Raw genomic sequence first — 14,058 nt, 5'->3', positions numbered from 1 at the left:
TGACCTGGGCGTAGTGCCGTGCTGATGAAATGGCGGCCTTGGCTGTGGGGCGGTCTCTCGGCATGAGGGCCACCCAACCGGTTTATGAGGCGCGGCTGAATTTGGCATCCGCAGGCATATGGGCATCAAACAGGCTGGCAATGATCCGGGTCATTGGGCGTCCCGCCTTGGTGATTTCCAGCTTTGTGTCCGTCAGACGGACCAGATCGCCAAAGCGTGCAGCCACCTGTTCCAGATCCGCGTCCAGTCCGGCGGTGAGCGCGCCAAACTGAAGGTTGAGAGCGCTTCGGTCCAGGGTAAAGTCACACATGATCATCTCAATGGCGCGGGCGCGCATCTGGTCTTCCTCTGTCATCTCGTGGCCCCGTGCGCCAGCCAAGTGCCCGTCCTCGATATGTTTGATATAGGCCGGAGTAGCCGCAGCATTCTGCACATAGCCGCCCAGGAACCGCGAGATTGACGAGGCTCCAATACCGATGAGGGCAGGGCAGGTGTCTTCGGTATAGCCCTGGAAATTGCGCCGCAGATGGCCGCTACGCGCCGCCTTGGCCAGGCCGTCGTCAGGCAGGGCAAAGTGGTCGATGCCAATGGCTTGGAACCCGGCTTCGGCAAAGGCGGTTGCCGATTGTCCAGCCAGGGCAAAGCGCGCCTGATCGTCTGGAAGAACCGTCTCGTCAATCAGCTTCTGGCGTTTGGCAACCCAGGGCACATGGGCATATCCAAACAGCGCGATGCGGTCGGGCTTGAGGCTCAGCACCTTGTCCAGGGTATCCGCCATGCGGGCCGGGGTCTGATGCGGCAGGCCGTAGACCAGATCTGCATTCAGCGAGGTAATGCCGGCAGCGCGCAGATCCTCGACACAGGCCAGGGTCGCCTCATAGGGCTGCTGTCGGCCAATGGCCTCTTGCACCAGGGGATCAAAATCCTGGATGCCGATGCTGGCCCGGTTCATGCCTTCGGCGGCTAGGGCGGCGATCTTGTCCCGGTCCACCAAAGTCGGGTCGATCTCAACCGAGAACTCCCAGTCTGGGGTCTGAGGGAATACATCTTTGACAGCGCGGGCCAGTCTGTGGATCAAGGCAGGAGGCAGAATTGTAGGAGTGCCGCCGCCCCAATGCAGCCGCCCCATGCGCAGGCCTTTTGGCTGGGTGTCTGCCAGCAAGGCAAGTTCGGCCTCCAGAGTGCCGATATAGCTTTCAACCGGGCTCAGCGATTGGGTGCCCTGGGTGCGACAGGCGCAGAACCAGCACAGGCGTTCGCAAAAAGGAATGTGGATATAGACCGAGACCGGAACCTTTGGGTCCAGGGCTGCCAGCTGCCGCCGTTGCGAGCTCAGCCCGACATCGGGGCTAAACACCGGGGCAGTGGGATAGGATGTGTAGCGGGGCACGCGGCTGTCAAAAAGCCCAAGCGCGGCAAGGCGATCAATCTGTTTCATGACTCCCATTTGTCCCTTATTGCATGGCCTCGCTTTGCGCAGGATCAAATAGGGCAGAAAATTTAACCCTCTTGCCCGCCCTCTGACCTCCCCCTGGCTGACGGGATAAGCTGTTGAAAAGAAACCTGACTATGAAAACCTCCTGGGATCCTGCCTGCTATCGGGCGGTGTCGTGAATTTTTATTGTCTAGCTTCGATTTTCCGTTTGACGCCCACCGCGCATCGCCGTATACGGCCCCAACACGACACCTGCCCAGGTGGCGGAATTGGTAGACGCGCTAGCTTCAGGTGCTAGTATTGGCAACGATGTGGAGGTTCGAGTCCTCTCCTGGGCACCAAGTTTCCCCCTCAAAAATCATACCGTAGTGACGCCTGTCTATTGGCGTGACGGTTTTGCCGCCAGGAATGGCGATGACTGGGCCATACACCGCGATGTTGGCCTGTATGATCTGCCTCTGGCCAAATAGTCACATCCCGTTGAACAGGGGTTTTCTCAGCTTTCGAACAGCGCCATCTTGGAGCAAAGCGGCAGGCATCCGGTGATGCCAAGCGAGTTCCAGGAGAGAAAAATGGCAATTTCCTTGCAAGAGATGATGGCTGAAGCAAATGCAGCAGTGGCGCGCATCCCGGTGGCCCGGGCGCAGGACTTGATCGCGCAGGGGGCCTTGTTGCTGGACGTACGCGATGCACCCGAGCTGGAAGTGCAGGGCCGCGCTACCGGATCACATCATATTCCGCGCGGCATGCTGGAGTTTCGCGCCGATCCGGCCAGCCCCTTTTATGATACCGCCCTGCGTGCGGATCGCCCTGTGGTGCTGCATTGTGCCAGCGGTGGCCGTGCCGCCCTTGCGGGTAAGCTGCTCAAAGATATGGGATATGGCGAGGTCTACAACGTCGGTGGCTTTGCCGAGTGGAAAGAGGCGGGCGCACCGGTAGAAGAACCTGTCGATCGCGGCATGAGTGTTTGAGGTGAACTGATCCGGATCAAAGAAGAGTGGCGCGGGTTTGGTTAGGACATGATTCATATTCTTAACTTGGCATCCGAGGAGGCCCCCATGTTACGCCTTGCATCCATTCTTTATTCTCTCATTGGCAGCAGCCTGGCTGGGGTTGGTGTGATCGCCGTTCTGGTTGCCGGGTTTGTGTCGGTGAATGCAATCCTGCTGGCGGCAGTTGGTGGCGCAGTTCTGGGTCTGCCGGTGGCTTGGCTGGTGGCGCGCCAGCTCTATCGAAACGCGGCACATTAACTGCCCCACTGGGCAGCCCCCTATCAATTGGATAGGCCCACCATCTGGACTGGCCGACCATCTGGACTGGCCCACCCAAAGGTGGCCGCAGAAGCGCCCTGTCTTGAATGTGCCTGTCTTGAATGGACCCGTCTTGAATGAGCCTGTCTTCTGGGGGCCGCGCTGAGGGTGGCCCTGTTTAGGTGGTCAGGCGTTTAAAAAGGCGCGGGCATTGGCTTCGAACTCGCGTGGCTTTTCTGCATGAAGCCAATGGCCGGCGCCGGGGATCTTGGCAAAGCGGGCGTTGGGGAACCGGGCCAAGATGACCTCGCGGTCTTGGCGGCGCACATAGTCCGAATTGCCCCCGGCCAGAAAAAGCACAGAACCCTGCCACTGGGCTGGTGTTTCGGGAAAGGACATGATGTCGGGCATATGCCGTGCCAGCGTGTCCAGGTTGAGCCGCCAGGCTTTGTTTGGAAGATCAAGCGACTGGGTGAAAAAGCTTTGCAAGGCAGGCTCGACACCGGCTTTGGCCAGTTGCTCCTCAACATCGCTGCGTCGGTCTACCTGGTCAAAATCCACCGCGCGCATCGCTTTGATGAATTGAATTTGGCTGTGGCCATAGGGCACCGGGGCGATATCAGCGACAATCAGGCGGCGCACCATTTCAGGATGATTCAGGGCCAGCATCATGGCGGTTTTCCCGCCCATGGAATGGCCAATCACATCCATCTGGCCGCCATGCGCCGCAATGACTTCGGCCAGGTCTTCGGCCATTTCCGGGTAGCTGTGATTCGATGTCCAGGGGCTGTGCCCGTGGTTGCGCAGATCGACCGCCACCACCTGCCGCTCATCCGCGAGCCTTTTGCAGATCACCCCCCAATTGCGGGCAGAGCCATAAAGACCATGCGCAACCAGCAAAGAGGGCTTATCGGTGGGGGTACCATGTAGAATGTAGTTCAGCATGAGGCAGTGATACCCTTCGGGCCGAGGCATGGCCAGACCCATTGAGGCGCAGGGATGCTTGCGGTAACTACTGTGTGCAGGAAACCGGGGCGGCGCGTTGCGCGCCCAAGAGCGGAGCACAAAGCAATGGCCCAAGACATCTTTGCAGATATCGAAGAGGTTCAGGAGTTGTTGAAATCCCACGCTGCGGCGTCGGGGGATCTGGCAGCTGCTTTGGGCAAGGCCCGACGCCAGCTGCCGCGGCGGATTTATAAACAAGGAATGCGTCTGGCCGATGCATTGCCGATGCTGGAGCATCCCAAACTGCGCCAGACCCAGGATGAAAAATCCCTGAAAAAGGCCGCTCGGGAAGTGAAAAATCACCTGAGAAAGATCGACGCTGCTGATCGTCGCAAGGGGCGCGTGCTCGAGATCCTGGGCAGTATGGCGTTTTCCGTACTGGTGGTTTTTGTGCTGCTGCTGATCGTCCTGCGCTGGCGCGGCTTTATCTGAACTGCCCTTTTCATCAAGCAGCGCGCCAATGCGTCAGGGCGGTGGCGCAGGTCAAAGTCCAGGAATTTGCCGGTGGTTTTTGATTGTTGATTACTGACTGGTGGTTTTCAAAATGTCTTTGGCCCCGGGGCAGACGGAAAAAGGGCGCCGCTGAAAGATCCAGCGGCGCCCTATGTCATAGTTCGCTCTTCCAGACCTTAGAGGTTGGGATAGAGCGGGAATTTGGCGCAAAGCGCAGAGACCTTGCCACGTACAGTGGCCTCGACCTCGGCATTGCCCTCTTCGCCATTGGCGGCCAGGCCATCAACCACTTCGACGATCAGCTGCGCGATCTCGCGGAATTCAGCCTCGCCAAAGCCACGGGTGGTGCCCGCAGGGGTGCCCAGACGGATACCAGAGGTCACTGTGGGCTTTTCAGGGTCAAAGGGGATGCCGTTTTTATTGGTGGTGATATGGGCGCGTCCCAGAGCCTTGTCGACAATGTTGCCGGTCACACCCTTGGGGCGCAGATCGACCAGCATCACATGGGTGTCGGTGCCGCCGGTGACGATAGCCAAGCCACCTTTGACCAGCTCATCCGCCAGGGCAACCGCATTGGCGCGGACCTGCTTTTGGTACTCTTTGAATTCGGGACGCAGCGCTTCACCAAAAGCGGCGGCTTTGCCTGCGATCACATGCATCAGCGGGCCACCCTGGATGCCGGGGAAGATCGCCGAGTTGATCTTTTTGGCGATATCCGCGTCATTGGTGACGATCATGCCGCCACGCGGACCGCGCAGAGTTTTATGGGTGGTGGTGGTTGCCACATGGGCATGTGGGAAGGGCGAGGGGTGCTCTCCGGCGGCAATCAGGCCAGCGATATGGGCCATGTCGACCATGAAATAGGCGCCGACGGAATCAGCAATTTCGCGGAACTTGGCAAAGTCGATCTGACGCGGGATGGCTGAGCCACCCGCAATGATCAGCTTGGGCTGATGCTCGGTTGCCAGCGCCTGGATCTGATCATAGTCGATCAGGTTGTTGTCTTCGCGCACACCGTAGTGAATGGCGTTGAACCATTTGCCCGACTGGTTGGGCCGCGCGCCATGGGTCAGGTGACCACCAGCAGAGAGGTCCATGCCAAGGATGGTATCGCCGGGCTGGATCAGCGCCTGGAACACACCCTGGTTGGCCTGAGAGCCAGAGTTGGGCTGCACATTGGCAAACTCACAGCCAAACAGCTGCTTGGCGCGGTCAATGGCGAGGTTTTCCGCAACATCGACATACTGGCAGCCGCCATAGTAGCGGCGACCGGGATAGCCTTCGGCGTATTTGTTGGTGAGCACAGAGCCCTGCGCTTCCATCACGGCCGCAGAGACGATGTTCTCGGAGGCAATCAGTTCGATCTCGTCGCGCTGGCGGTGCAGCTCGTCGGTAATTGCGCCAAAGAGTTCTGGGTCACGATCAGAGAGGGCTTCGGTGAAGAATCCGGGATCACGGGTGGTCGCTGTCATGGTGGCTCCGCTAAGTAGGAGGTGGCAGGGTTGGGTAATCTGTGAGATTTCCTATCGGAAACATCACAGATCTTAAAGGCTGTAAAGCGGCAATAATCGAACATAGAGCGGCAACACTGGTCTTTGTGGTTCAGCTGTGCTTGTTTCGGAACAAAATGGCTCACACCGGAAACAGGGTTTAGTGACAATGAGAATCGCCTTTTTGGCCAGTGACGCCCCCGTGGCGCAATCGGCCTGTGATGCCCTGGTGAAACAGCACGGGAATGCGCAGCCGGAAAATGCCGATGTGATCGTGGCTCTGGGGGGGGACGGCTTCATGCTGCAAACCCTGCACGAGGCGGTTGATCTGGCCTTGCCTGTCTATGGTATGAACCGGGGCACGGTTGGTTTTTTGATGAATGAATACCATGAGGATGGCCTGCTTGCCCGGCTTGAGGCGGCAGAGGAAGAGATTATCAATCCCCTGTCGATGACCGCGATGGATAGGGATGGTGCCGTCCACAAGGCCTTGGCGATCAATGAGGTCTCACTGCTGCGGGCAGGCCCGCAGGCGGCACGGCTGAAGATTTCGGTAGATGGTCGCCAACGACTGTCAGAGCTGGTCTGTGACGGGGCGCTGGTCTCCACCCCGGCGGGATCCACCGCCTATAACTATTCCGCGCATGGGCCGATCCTGCCCATTGGCTCTGATGTGCTGGCGCTGACGGCTATTGCCGCCTTTCGCCCGCGTCGCTGGCAGGGGGCGTTGCTGCCCAGCTGCGCCAAGGTGCGCTTTGACGTGCTGGAGGCGGACAAACGGCCGGTCATGGCCGATGCGGATTCTATCTCCTGCCCAGATATCCAATGGGTGGAAATTCAGACCGAACCCAGCATCCGGCACAAGATCCTGTTTGATCCGGGTCATGGCCTGGAAGAGCGCCTGATCTCAGAGCAGTTTACCTGAAAACACCCTGTGCATCTGGTTAAATCTGATGAAATTCAGCCGGATAGCAGGCAAATTTTAGGTGGCTATGGCGAAACGGCTCTGTGCGACATGCGATCACATTTTTGTGAGAGGGCTGGTGCACTGCCTCTGGACTGAGGCACTCTGAACAAACGGGAGTTTCAGGCAGGGCGTCTTGCTTTCTTGTTTGCCTTTAGCTGGAGCTGGTTCCGTCTTGAGCGACGAATTTGGCCCCTTTGGCGGAAGGCAGTCGTGCGTCAGCGAGTTTTCATTGTACGAAAGGTGCCGGGAGATGGGTCGCTCTATCTCCCGGTTTCCTTTGGTGTCAGCTGGTCCGTCCTACAGATCAGCAGCCCTATTGGACAGGGGCCTCACAGCCTGTTTTTTTCGGGTGGCTGTGAGGCCGTGAAACACCTCTTGGGGCCGGGGGGCCCTAGGCCATAAGATCCCAAAGATGTGGACTAAACCGACCAACCCGCTGCTCTATCGCGATGCAGGCGTCCACCGCCATGTCTTCGCGCCAGCTACGGGCGACGATCTGCACATTGATCGGCTGCGGCCCGCTTGCCAGCGGGGCCAATCGCGCAGGCACGCAGCCCGCAGGCAGGCCGAGATAGTTCATAGCATAGGAATAGACGGCGCAGCCTAGTACCTCATGCACGCCTTCCGCGCCTTCGGTGTCGCGGTCGGGTTTGAAAAATGGCTGCGGCAGGAACGGGGTGAGAACCAAAGGATAGTCCTGCATGAACATGGACCATTGGCGCGCATAGTGGCTGCGCTTGGCCATCATCTGCAACAGCTCAGTGCCGGCAAAGGGCGGGAATTCCTGAAAATAGACGTCAAAGATCTGGCGGACGGTATCGGAGCCGGCGGCATCGACGTCCTGCTTCATCATTGCATAGACTTCACCCATCAGTGCCCGATAACCGGTGCGCCCGGCTTCAAACACATTGGGGGGCTCAACCTCCTCAACGACATAGCCAGCATCTGTCAGCGCATCACGGGCTGTCTCTAGCGCCAGATTGACCTCTGGGTGCAGGTCATAGCCAAAGGTGTTGCGAGTAAAGGCGACCTTGATCGGGTCTTCAAGAGGCTCTCCGCGCCAGGGCAGGGGGACATGAAACGGGTCGCGCGGATCTGGCGCAATCAGCGACGGCATCGCCAGATGCAGATCCGCAGCCGAGCGGGTGATCAGTCCCTGCACCGACATGGACTGCGCCAGCATGCCGCGCTCTGCCTTTTGGCTGGGATTCCAGGCAGGGACACGTCCCAGGCCTGGTTTTACTGTCACCGCGCCATTGGCCGCCGCCGGAAACCGCAGCGAGCCACCGATATCGTTGCCATGGGCCAGGGCGCCAATACCCGCCATCACCGCAGCACCAGCCCCCCCGGATGAGCCTCCGGGGGAAATATGTCGCCCCCAGGGGTTATGGGTGCGGCCAAACAGCGGATTATCAGTATCAGCGCGAAAGGAGAACTCGGGCGTATTGGTTCGGCCAATCACCACAGCGCCGGCCTTTTCCAAATTGGCGACCACGGGCGCATCCCCGGGCGCAATCAGGTCTTTCAAGGCTGTCACCCCGTTAGAGGTGGCATGGCCTTCCTGATCGACGTTGATCTTGATGGTGACGGGCAGCCCCTGAAGCGGCCCCGGCGCCGCACCCGCTGTGCGGGCCTTGTCGAGATCCCGGGCGCGGTTCAGCGCCTCGGTGCTCAGGTCTTCAACCACCGCATTCAGGCCAGGGTTCACCGCATTCATCCGGTCAATCGAGGCCTGTACCGCCGCTTCGGCGGAAATATCGCCAGCGCGGGTGTGGGTGGAAAGTTCGGTGGCGCTCAGGCGCCAAATATCATCTGTGTTCATTTTGCTCATCTCCTGCGCGGCAGGGTAGAGCGGTGATTTTGGGTTGCAAGGGAAACCAGAGGTAATTCCGGTTTCCGTTTTTAGAAATTAGCGCATCGGACAAGATTTCGGCTGAGCTGTGCGTTATGTGGTCGAAAGGCAGGGCTGCCCTTCGACCACATCGGTCAGTTGCTAGCCCTTTGCAAAGCCAAGGCTCTGCAGGGCGACGGTGATTTCATCCAGAATCGCCGGATCATCAATGGTCGCCGGCATCTTCCAGGCGGTGCCATCGGCAATATTGACCATGGTGCCCCGCAGGATCTTGCCCGAACGGGTCTTGGGCAGGCGGTCAACAACAATGGCCAGTTTGAAGGCGGCCACAGGTCCGATCTTTTCACGCACCAGCTTGACCACTTCGGCCACAATTTCGCTGGGATCGCGATCAACCCCGGCATTGAGGCAGAGAAAGCCCAGTGGTGCCTGACCTTTCAGCTGGTCAGCGACGCCAATCACCGCGCATTCCGCCACATCCGGATGGCCTGCCAGGACCTCTTCCATGGCGCCAGTCGACAGCCGGTGCCCGGCGACATTGATCACGTCATCGGTGCGCGCCATGATATAGAGATAGCCGTCTTCGTCCTTCATGCCGGCATCCCCTGTTTCATAATAACCGGGAAAGGTGGTGAGATAGCTTTTCTTGAAGCGCTCTTCGGCATTCCACAGGGTTGGCAAGGTGCCGGGGGGCAGGGGCAGCTTGATGGCAATGGCCCCCAGCTCTCCGGCGGCAATGGGATGGCCGCCTTCGTCCAGGATATCGACCTCATAGCCGGGCATCGGCACCGCAGGGGAGCCCAGTTTGGTGGGCAGTTCTTCAATGCCAAGCGGGTTGGCGGCAATCGACCAGCCGGTTTCGGTCTGCCACCAGTGGTCCACAATTGGCACCTTCAGCTTATCCTGCGCCCAGGTGATGGTATCGGGATCGGCGCGCTCACCGGCCAGATAGACCTGGCCCAGGCAGCTGAGGTCATATTTGCCGACAAATTCGCCCCTGGGATCTTCGCGCTTGACCGCACGGAATGCGGTGGGGGCGGTGAAGAAGCTTTTGACCTTATGTTCCGAGATCACCCGCCAGAAGGTGCCCGCATCCGGTGTGCCGATGGGCTTGCCCTCAAAGACGATCGTGGTGTTGCCATGGATCAGCGGCGCGTAGCAGATATAGCTGTGGCCCACGACCCAACCAACATCGGACGCCGCCCAGAACACATCGCCCGGATCGACGTTATAGATGTTCTTCATGGTCCAGTTCAGCGCCACCAGCTGACCGGCGGTGTGACGTATCACCCCTTTGGGCTGGCCCGTGGTGCCAGAGGTGTAGAGAATATAGGAGGGATGATTGCCTTCCACCGGCACACATTCGGCAGGTTCAACACCATACTGGAAGCCGTGCCAGTTGACATCCCGGCCTTCAATAAGCTCGGCAACCTCTTGTTCGCGTTGCAGGATAACGCAGAACTCGGGCTTGTGCGCGGCCTGCTCGATGGCGCCGTCCAGCAGCGGTTTGTAATGTACGACACGGCCCGGCTCCAACCCGCAGGAGGCAGCGATAATGGCCTTTGGGGTGGCGTCATCAATGCGCACTGCCAGCTCATTGGCGGCAAAGCCCCCAAAGACAACCGAATGCACCGCGCCAATACGGGCGCAGGCCAGCATGGCCTCCAGCGCCTCGGGGATCATCGGCATATAGATGATGACGCGATCGCCCTTCTCGATGCCCTTGGCCCGCAGTGCGCCTGCCAGATTGGCCACGCGGTTGCGCAGCTCCACATAAGAGATCTCGCGTTTGGTATGGGTGATGGGGCTGTCATAGATGATCGCCGTCTGCTCGCCTCTGCCGGCCTCGACATGGCGATCCACCGCATTGTAGCAGGTGTTGACGCGGGCATCCGCGAACCATTCATACAGCCCGTCGCCCTTGTCGGTCAGCGCTTTGGTCGGGGCCTCCACCCAATCAATTGCCTCGGCGGCCTGCATCCAAAAGGCTTCAGGATCGGCTTTCCAGTTGGCATATATCTCTTTGTAAGACATCGGCGTCCTCCACGCGTTTTGTTTCAAAAGAGTTATGCGCAAGCGCAGCTCCGGAGCAAGCAATCATCATAACCTTGCGTCACAGAGACGCGCAAAAATTTGCACTATAGCCCCGAAGGCCCTGCAAATTTTTGCAAACTCGTGCGAATTATGGGTTTTGGAGCAACTTTTTCAAATTTTTGCAAAACTGCTAAGTCCGCTTGGCTAATGCTGTGAGGTGTAGCGGGACACTTCGCGTTGCAGTACGGGACACTTCCCGTTGTAGCGGGACTGTAGCGGGACACTTCGCGTTGCAGTACGGGACACTTCCCGTTGCAGCAAACTAATTTGACGAATTCCCTGTTTTCTAACCCCAAATCGAGCCTTTGACCAGCCCATAGCCGCGCGGCTGGTTTGAGGCGGCGAGGGATGTTTGGGACACTTCCCGTTTCAAACTCCAAAAATCCGCCGCCCAAACCGTTTAAATCGTCGGGCGGCGGAGGTCTTTAAAGGGTGTTTAAAGGCTTTTGAAGGTGCTCGGCTTCCAGCCCAATGCGACCCTACATCCATTGGCACGAATCTGTGTTAGCTGACCTTGGCTACGCACGTCGCGAACTGGTGGTATGCGGACTAAGTTTCCATTCGAATTTTCGGAACGGATGTCGGCTTTCAGTTCGTTGCCAACAAAGCAGAGCCGCCCAAAAGAAATGATCCCCCAGTGTAACCCATCCGTTTTCGGGCACGTAGGCTTTGGAAGGCCTTTCGTGCCTGCGCTGCCAGAAGCGCATATCCACCCAAGACAAAGAGAACGATCATCGTCGATGTTGCCATCAGCAACAGGAATTGAGGCATCATGGGATGCGCCGGATTCATGAACTGGGCGAGGAAGGCAACATAGAAAAGGATCGCTTTCGGGTTTAGGACGCCAGTTAGAAATCCTGCTCGCAAGCTGTCCGAACGAGCGACAAATGGGTTTGCACTGATCAGGTCGCTTTCGACCATGCGCCGTGCGGCCAGAATTTGCATTAACCCTAGGTAAGCCATATAGGCGACGCCCGCCCATTTGATGATATGGAAAATCTCGCTGGATGTTGCCAGAACCGTACCAAGCCCAACATACGCAAACGTCATCATGACAATGCCGCCGAGCAAGTCACCGAAGATGCAATAAAAAGCAGTGCCGAGACCTTTGGATAGCGACTGACCAATCACCATCAAGACACTGGGTCCAGGAATGAGCGAAAGGATCGTGTATGCAGCTAAATATGCCAACCAAGTTTCAAAGCTCATATCAAATGGTCTCCTGTTGCCGTGTATAGCATTTAGTGTTTCCGGCGGATGCGCAACCGAACCCGGACATTCGTGAACTGCGCAGCATCGGTCACTAAGGGCTCTCACCCGGCTTTCGCTGCAGGCTACATGAAAGGCCGCTGTTGGGAAATGGATCAAACTTTGCAAAGCTCGCTACCTGCGCACAGCAGCCTTTTAAAGTGACATGCGACAGTTGTGGTTCCCGGCCTAGGCCAGGAACTTCTTCTTCACTCTGCTTTAGGATACTCCTTTGACAGCGGATCTATCTGTCGCCGCATCTTTCGGTCCAATGGCATCAAGTATTTATGCCGCTTGAGATGGATTCGAGGGAGCTGTTTAAACCCCAGAGACTGGGCATATTCCGCATAGGTCATGCCTAGCCTCTTTGTGCGCAGGCTCATGCTTCGACCGTGGACCAGCTCGTCTCCGATCTTGAAGACATGGGACTTGACGCAACCCTCGTAGATCCAGTTTCCCGCCTGGTAGATGCCGCCATGGTGACCTTCTTCAAGGGCAGCATAAGAGACAACCAGGCGCAGGCCAGGATTGGCCTGTTTGACCATGCTCAGTGCCTCACTGATGATTTGTGTCACAGGCGATTTGTGAGAGGTTAAGGCGACCCTGGTCAATTCGCAGACTTCAGTCTGTTCAAGACCGTAGGGTGAACCGATGCGAGGGGTGGCCCCCCGCGAAAAGATCACGGCCCCGATGAACTTACCGTCTTCGAAGACGCCGACTTTCACGGTTTTTCCGACTGGAATTTTCTTTGTGTAGTGCCAATTTTGGCAGGCCCAAAGCGCGTCATGATAGCCAATCCAGGCAAGTGATAGCTGGTGTTTGGAGACCTGAGACGGGCCTGTCTTGTCGAGCTGAGGTTGGGAGGCCGTGGTCAAGGGCAGAACGATACGCTCTCCCACGGGTTTGCTATGTCGGGATGAAATCCAATGGCGAAACTTGGGCATGTGGCCCGTCCTTTCCATCGCGCTCTTGGGAATGTTCCCGGCGCTTTGGTGAAGGGCTCTGTGGCCTCAGGGTGTTGTGTGCCTTGCATCTTGGGCACTTGATAGAGAGCGCGCCGCTTAATGCGCCAGGCTCAATTTTGAATAGCAATCTACGGCATTCGCCGCAACGCTGGTCTTGCAACGTCAAGTGGAATCACCTCATGAAGGCCGGGTCCTCGAGGACAGGGAGCGGCCATGAAGCTTTTGCTGGTCGGCGGGGTCATTGTCAGAATTTGGACCCGTGTTAAGGGGTGTTGAAGCACCCTTTAACCTCCCGTGACCGGGAGGCGTCTTGCTCGGCTATGATTTCGCTTTCTCATTGTCGCGCTCTGCCTTGAAACTGGTGGTCAATGTGCTGCCGAGGCGGTGGGTGACGTTGGTGATTAGCCATTCGCCTTCCAGTTCGGGTTTGATGCCGGTGAGATTGACCTTGGCCTCGGCCATCAGATCGCCCCAGAACCCGCCCAAGCGAATGTCAATTTTTCCACTGGACCGGCCACCGCGCTCCAGGGCCGCATCGGCTGCCCGCTGTGCCTCTGCCTTGTTAGGGTAGCGGTGCCGGATTTTTAGCTTGGGGTCGTCTTTTCCGGCTGTGCAGGTCTGCACTTCGGCTGTTTCCGGGTCGGTCCATTCTACAATCACGCAGCGGTATTTTCCGCGCCCGTTGATCTGCCAACTGCCTTCGGAGATTTGGGATTTATCCACCTGAAAAACAGGAAGGTCAGAGCCGTCAGCGGCCTTGTTCTCGCCGCGCTTGGCAACCACCAGGGCACCACCTGCGGGCTTTGCAACGGCGTCCAGATCCTTGGCGATACGGGTTAGGAAATTCAAATCGCTCTCAGTCGTCTGTGCCAGATAGGCGAATTTCTGGGCCTTCAGGCTTTCGCTGATGACGGGTTTCAGCCCATGCTCAGAGGCGATTTTCTGGACGATGTCTTGCACTGAGACGTCGCGCCAGGAGCGCGATTTGCGGGCACGAATACCGCCGAGCATATCCGCCGCCTTGGCCCCGATCGACAATGTGTCTGGGGCCATGGTGCCGCTGATTTCGTCTACGACAAAGTGGCCGATTTCGACCAGATCTCCGACAAATCCAAGCGAGATTTTCAGCTTGGCGCCGGTCTCCGGCAGGGCCACGGCATAGTCCCGGTCGTCAATCTGTATATCCGCCCGGTCAGACTTATTGCCAGCCTCATCGACGATGGTTAGGCCAATGAGCCGGTCGGCAAAATTTGCGGTGACGTCTTTGCCATCGGCGATGATTTGGAAGGCAACTTTCAT

13 protein-coding genes and 1 tRNA gene are annotated in these 14,058 nt (G+C 58.0%); 5 read left to right on the top strand and 9 right to left on the bottom strand.

Going from position 1 to position 14,058, the window contains the following annotated elements:
- Positions 1 to 82: 82 nt before the first annotated feature.
- Entirely contained in the window at positions 83 to 1,438 is a 1,356-nt protein-coding gene (gene hemN, locus ARCT_RS0115235; RefSeq protein ID WP_027240836.1) for an oxygen-independent coproporphyrinogen III oxidase, read from the bottom strand.
- A gap of 251 nt (positions 1,439 to 1,689) precedes the next feature.
- Between hemN and ARCT_RS0115230 the strand changes: the two genes are divergently transcribed.
- The 3 genes from ARCT_RS0115230 (at position 1,690) to ARCT_RS0115220 (ending at position 2,685) form a co-directional block, all read left to right on the top strand.
- A tRNA-Leu gene (locus tag ARCT_RS0115230) sits at positions 1,690 to 1,776 on the top strand.
- Positions 1,777 to 2,007: 231 nt separating this feature from the next.
- A complete protein-coding gene (locus ARCT_RS0115225; protein WP_027240835.1) occupies positions 2,008 to 2,406 on the top strand; it encodes a rhodanese-like domain-containing protein in 399 nt (132 codons plus the stop codon).
- 87 nt (positions 2,407 to 2,493) lie between these two features.
- Positions 2,494 to 2,685: a hypothetical protein gene (locus ARCT_RS0115220; RefSeq protein WP_027240834.1), complete on the top strand. Its 192-nt coding sequence runs from the start codon at positions 2,494 to 2,496 to the stop codon at positions 2,683 to 2,685.
- A gap of 186 nt (positions 2,686 to 2,871) precedes the next feature.
- Here ARCT_RS0115220 and ARCT_RS0115215 read toward each other — a convergent pair whose 3' ends face one another.
- A complete protein-coding gene (locus ARCT_RS0115215) occupies positions 2,872 to 3,630 on the bottom strand; it encodes an alpha/beta fold hydrolase (protein WP_154665375.1) in 759 nt (252 codons plus the stop codon).
- 126 nt (positions 3,631 to 3,756) lie between these two features.
- Between ARCT_RS0115215 and ARCT_RS0115210 the strand changes: the two genes are divergently transcribed.
- The gene (locus ARCT_RS0115210; protein ID WP_027240832.1) at positions 3,757 to 4,122 is read left to right on the top strand and encodes a hypothetical protein; all 366 of its coding nucleotides are present in this window, start codon (positions 3,757 to 3,759) and stop codon (positions 4,120 to 4,122) included.
- 197 nt (positions 4,123 to 4,319) lie between these two features.
- On the opposite strand, the gene glyA is transcribed toward ARCT_RS0115210, so the two are convergent.
- A complete protein-coding gene (gene glyA, locus ARCT_RS0115205) occupies positions 4,320 to 5,615 on the bottom strand; it encodes a serine hydroxymethyltransferase (RefSeq protein WP_027240831.1) in 1,296 nt (431 codons plus the stop codon).
- A 187-nt stretch (positions 5,616 to 5,802) separates the two neighbouring features.
- Here glyA and ARCT_RS0115200 point away from each other — a divergent pair, with 187 nt between their 5' ends.
- Positions 5,803 to 6,558, top strand: a complete 756-nt coding sequence (locus ARCT_RS0115200) for an NAD kinase (RefSeq protein WP_036784985.1) — start codon at positions 5,803 to 5,805, stop codon at positions 6,556 to 6,558.
- 433 nt (positions 6,559 to 6,991) lie between these two features.
- Here the strand turns inward: ARCT_RS0115200 and ARCT_RS0115195 are convergent, their stop codons facing one another.
- The 6 genes from ARCT_RS0115195 to ARCT_RS27605 form a co-directional block, all read right to left on the bottom strand.
- On the bottom strand, positions 6,992 to 8,422 hold the full coding sequence (locus tag ARCT_RS0115195; RefSeq protein ID WP_027240829.1) for an amidase family protein: 1,431 nt from the start codon (positions 8,420 to 8,422) through the stop codon (positions 6,992 to 6,994).
- 171 nt (positions 8,423 to 8,593) lie between these two features.
- Positions 8,594 to 10,486 (bottom strand): propionate-CoA ligase PrpE, encoded by a 1,893-nt coding sequence (gene prpE / locus ARCT_RS0115190; RefSeq protein ID WP_027240828.1) that lies wholly within the window; start codon positions 10,484 to 10,486, stop codon positions 8,594 to 8,596.
- Positions 10,487 to 11,134: 648 nt separating this feature from the next.
- Entirely contained in the window at positions 11,135 to 11,755 is a 621-nt protein-coding gene (locus ARCT_RS0115185) for a LysE family translocator (protein ID WP_027240827.1), read from the bottom strand.
- Between the two features lie 248 nt (positions 11,756 to 12,003).
- Complete coding sequence (locus ARCT_RS0115180) at positions 12,004 to 12,738, bottom strand: Mom family adenine methylcarbamoylation protein (RefSeq protein WP_205855569.1); 735 nt, start codon at positions 12,736 to 12,738, stop codon at positions 12,004 to 12,006.
- Positions 12,701 to 12,919: a Com family DNA-binding transcriptional regulator gene (locus ARCT_RS28975; RefSeq protein ID WP_084300969.1), complete on the bottom strand. Its 219-nt coding sequence runs from the start codon at positions 12,917 to 12,919 to the stop codon at positions 12,701 to 12,703. Before ARCT_RS28975 ends, ARCT_RS0115180 begins: the two co-directional genes overlap by 38 nt.
- A gap of 158 nt (positions 12,920 to 13,077) precedes the next feature.
- Positions 13,078 to 14,058 (bottom strand): phage late control D family protein, encoded by a 981-nt coding sequence (locus ARCT_RS27605; RefSeq protein ID WP_027240825.1) that lies wholly within the window; start codon positions 14,056 to 14,058, stop codon positions 13,078 to 13,080.

This window comes from Pseudophaeobacter arcticus DSM 23566, assembly GCF_000473205.1.
GTDB classification, from domain to species: Bacteria; Pseudomonadota; Alphaproteobacteria; order Rhodobacterales; family Rhodobacteraceae; genus Pseudophaeobacter; species Pseudophaeobacter arcticus.
The sequence above is the reverse complement of the archived record's forward strand: the minus strand, read 5'-3'. Positions and strand labels throughout refer to the sequence as shown.

Bases quoted from the DNA above. Each gene is read 5' to 3' on its own strand.
- hemN (WP_027240836.1), bottom strand. From the start codon at position 1,438: ATGAAACAGATTGATCGCCTTGCCGCGCTTGGGCTTTTTGACAGCCGC.
- ARCT_RS0115225 (WP_027240835.1), top strand. From the start codon at position 2,008: ATGGCAATTTCCTTGCAAGAGATGATGGCTGAAGCAAATGCAGCAGTG.
- ARCT_RS0115220 (WP_027240834.1), top strand. From the start codon at position 2,494: ATGTTACGCCTTGCATCCATTCTTTATTCTCTCATTGGCAGCAGCCTG.
- ARCT_RS0115215 (WP_154665375.1), bottom strand. From the start codon at position 3,630: ATGCTGAACTACATTCTACATGGTACCCCCACCGATAAGCCCTCTTTG.
- ARCT_RS0115210 (WP_027240832.1), top strand. From the start codon at position 3,757: ATGGCCCAAGACATCTTTGCAGATATCGAAGAGGTTCAGGAGTTGTTG.
- glyA (WP_027240831.1), bottom strand. From the start codon at position 5,615: ATGACAGCGACCACCCGTGATCCCGGATTCTTCACCGAAGCCCTCTCT.
- ARCT_RS0115200 (WP_036784985.1), top strand. From the start codon at position 5,803: ATGAGAATCGCCTTTTTGGCCAGTGACGCCCCCGTGGCGCAATCGGCC.
- ARCT_RS0115195 (WP_027240829.1), bottom strand. From the start codon at position 8,422: ATGAACACAGATGATATTTGGCGCCTGAGCGCCACCGAACTTTCCACC.
- prpE (WP_027240828.1), bottom strand. From the start codon at position 10,486: ATGTCTTACAAAGAGATATATGCCAACTGGAAAGCCGATCCTGAAGCC.
- ARCT_RS0115185 (WP_027240827.1), bottom strand. From the start codon at position 11,755: ATGAGCTTTGAAACTTGGTTGGCATATTTAGCTGCATACACGATCCTT.
- ARCT_RS0115180 (WP_205855569.1), bottom strand. From the start codon at position 12,738: ATGCCCAAGTTTCGCCATTGGATTTCATCCCGACATAGCAAACCCGTG.
- ARCT_RS27605 (WP_027240825.1), bottom strand. From the start codon at position 14,058: ATGAAAGTTGCCTTCCAAATCATCGCCGATGGCAAAGACGTCACCGCA.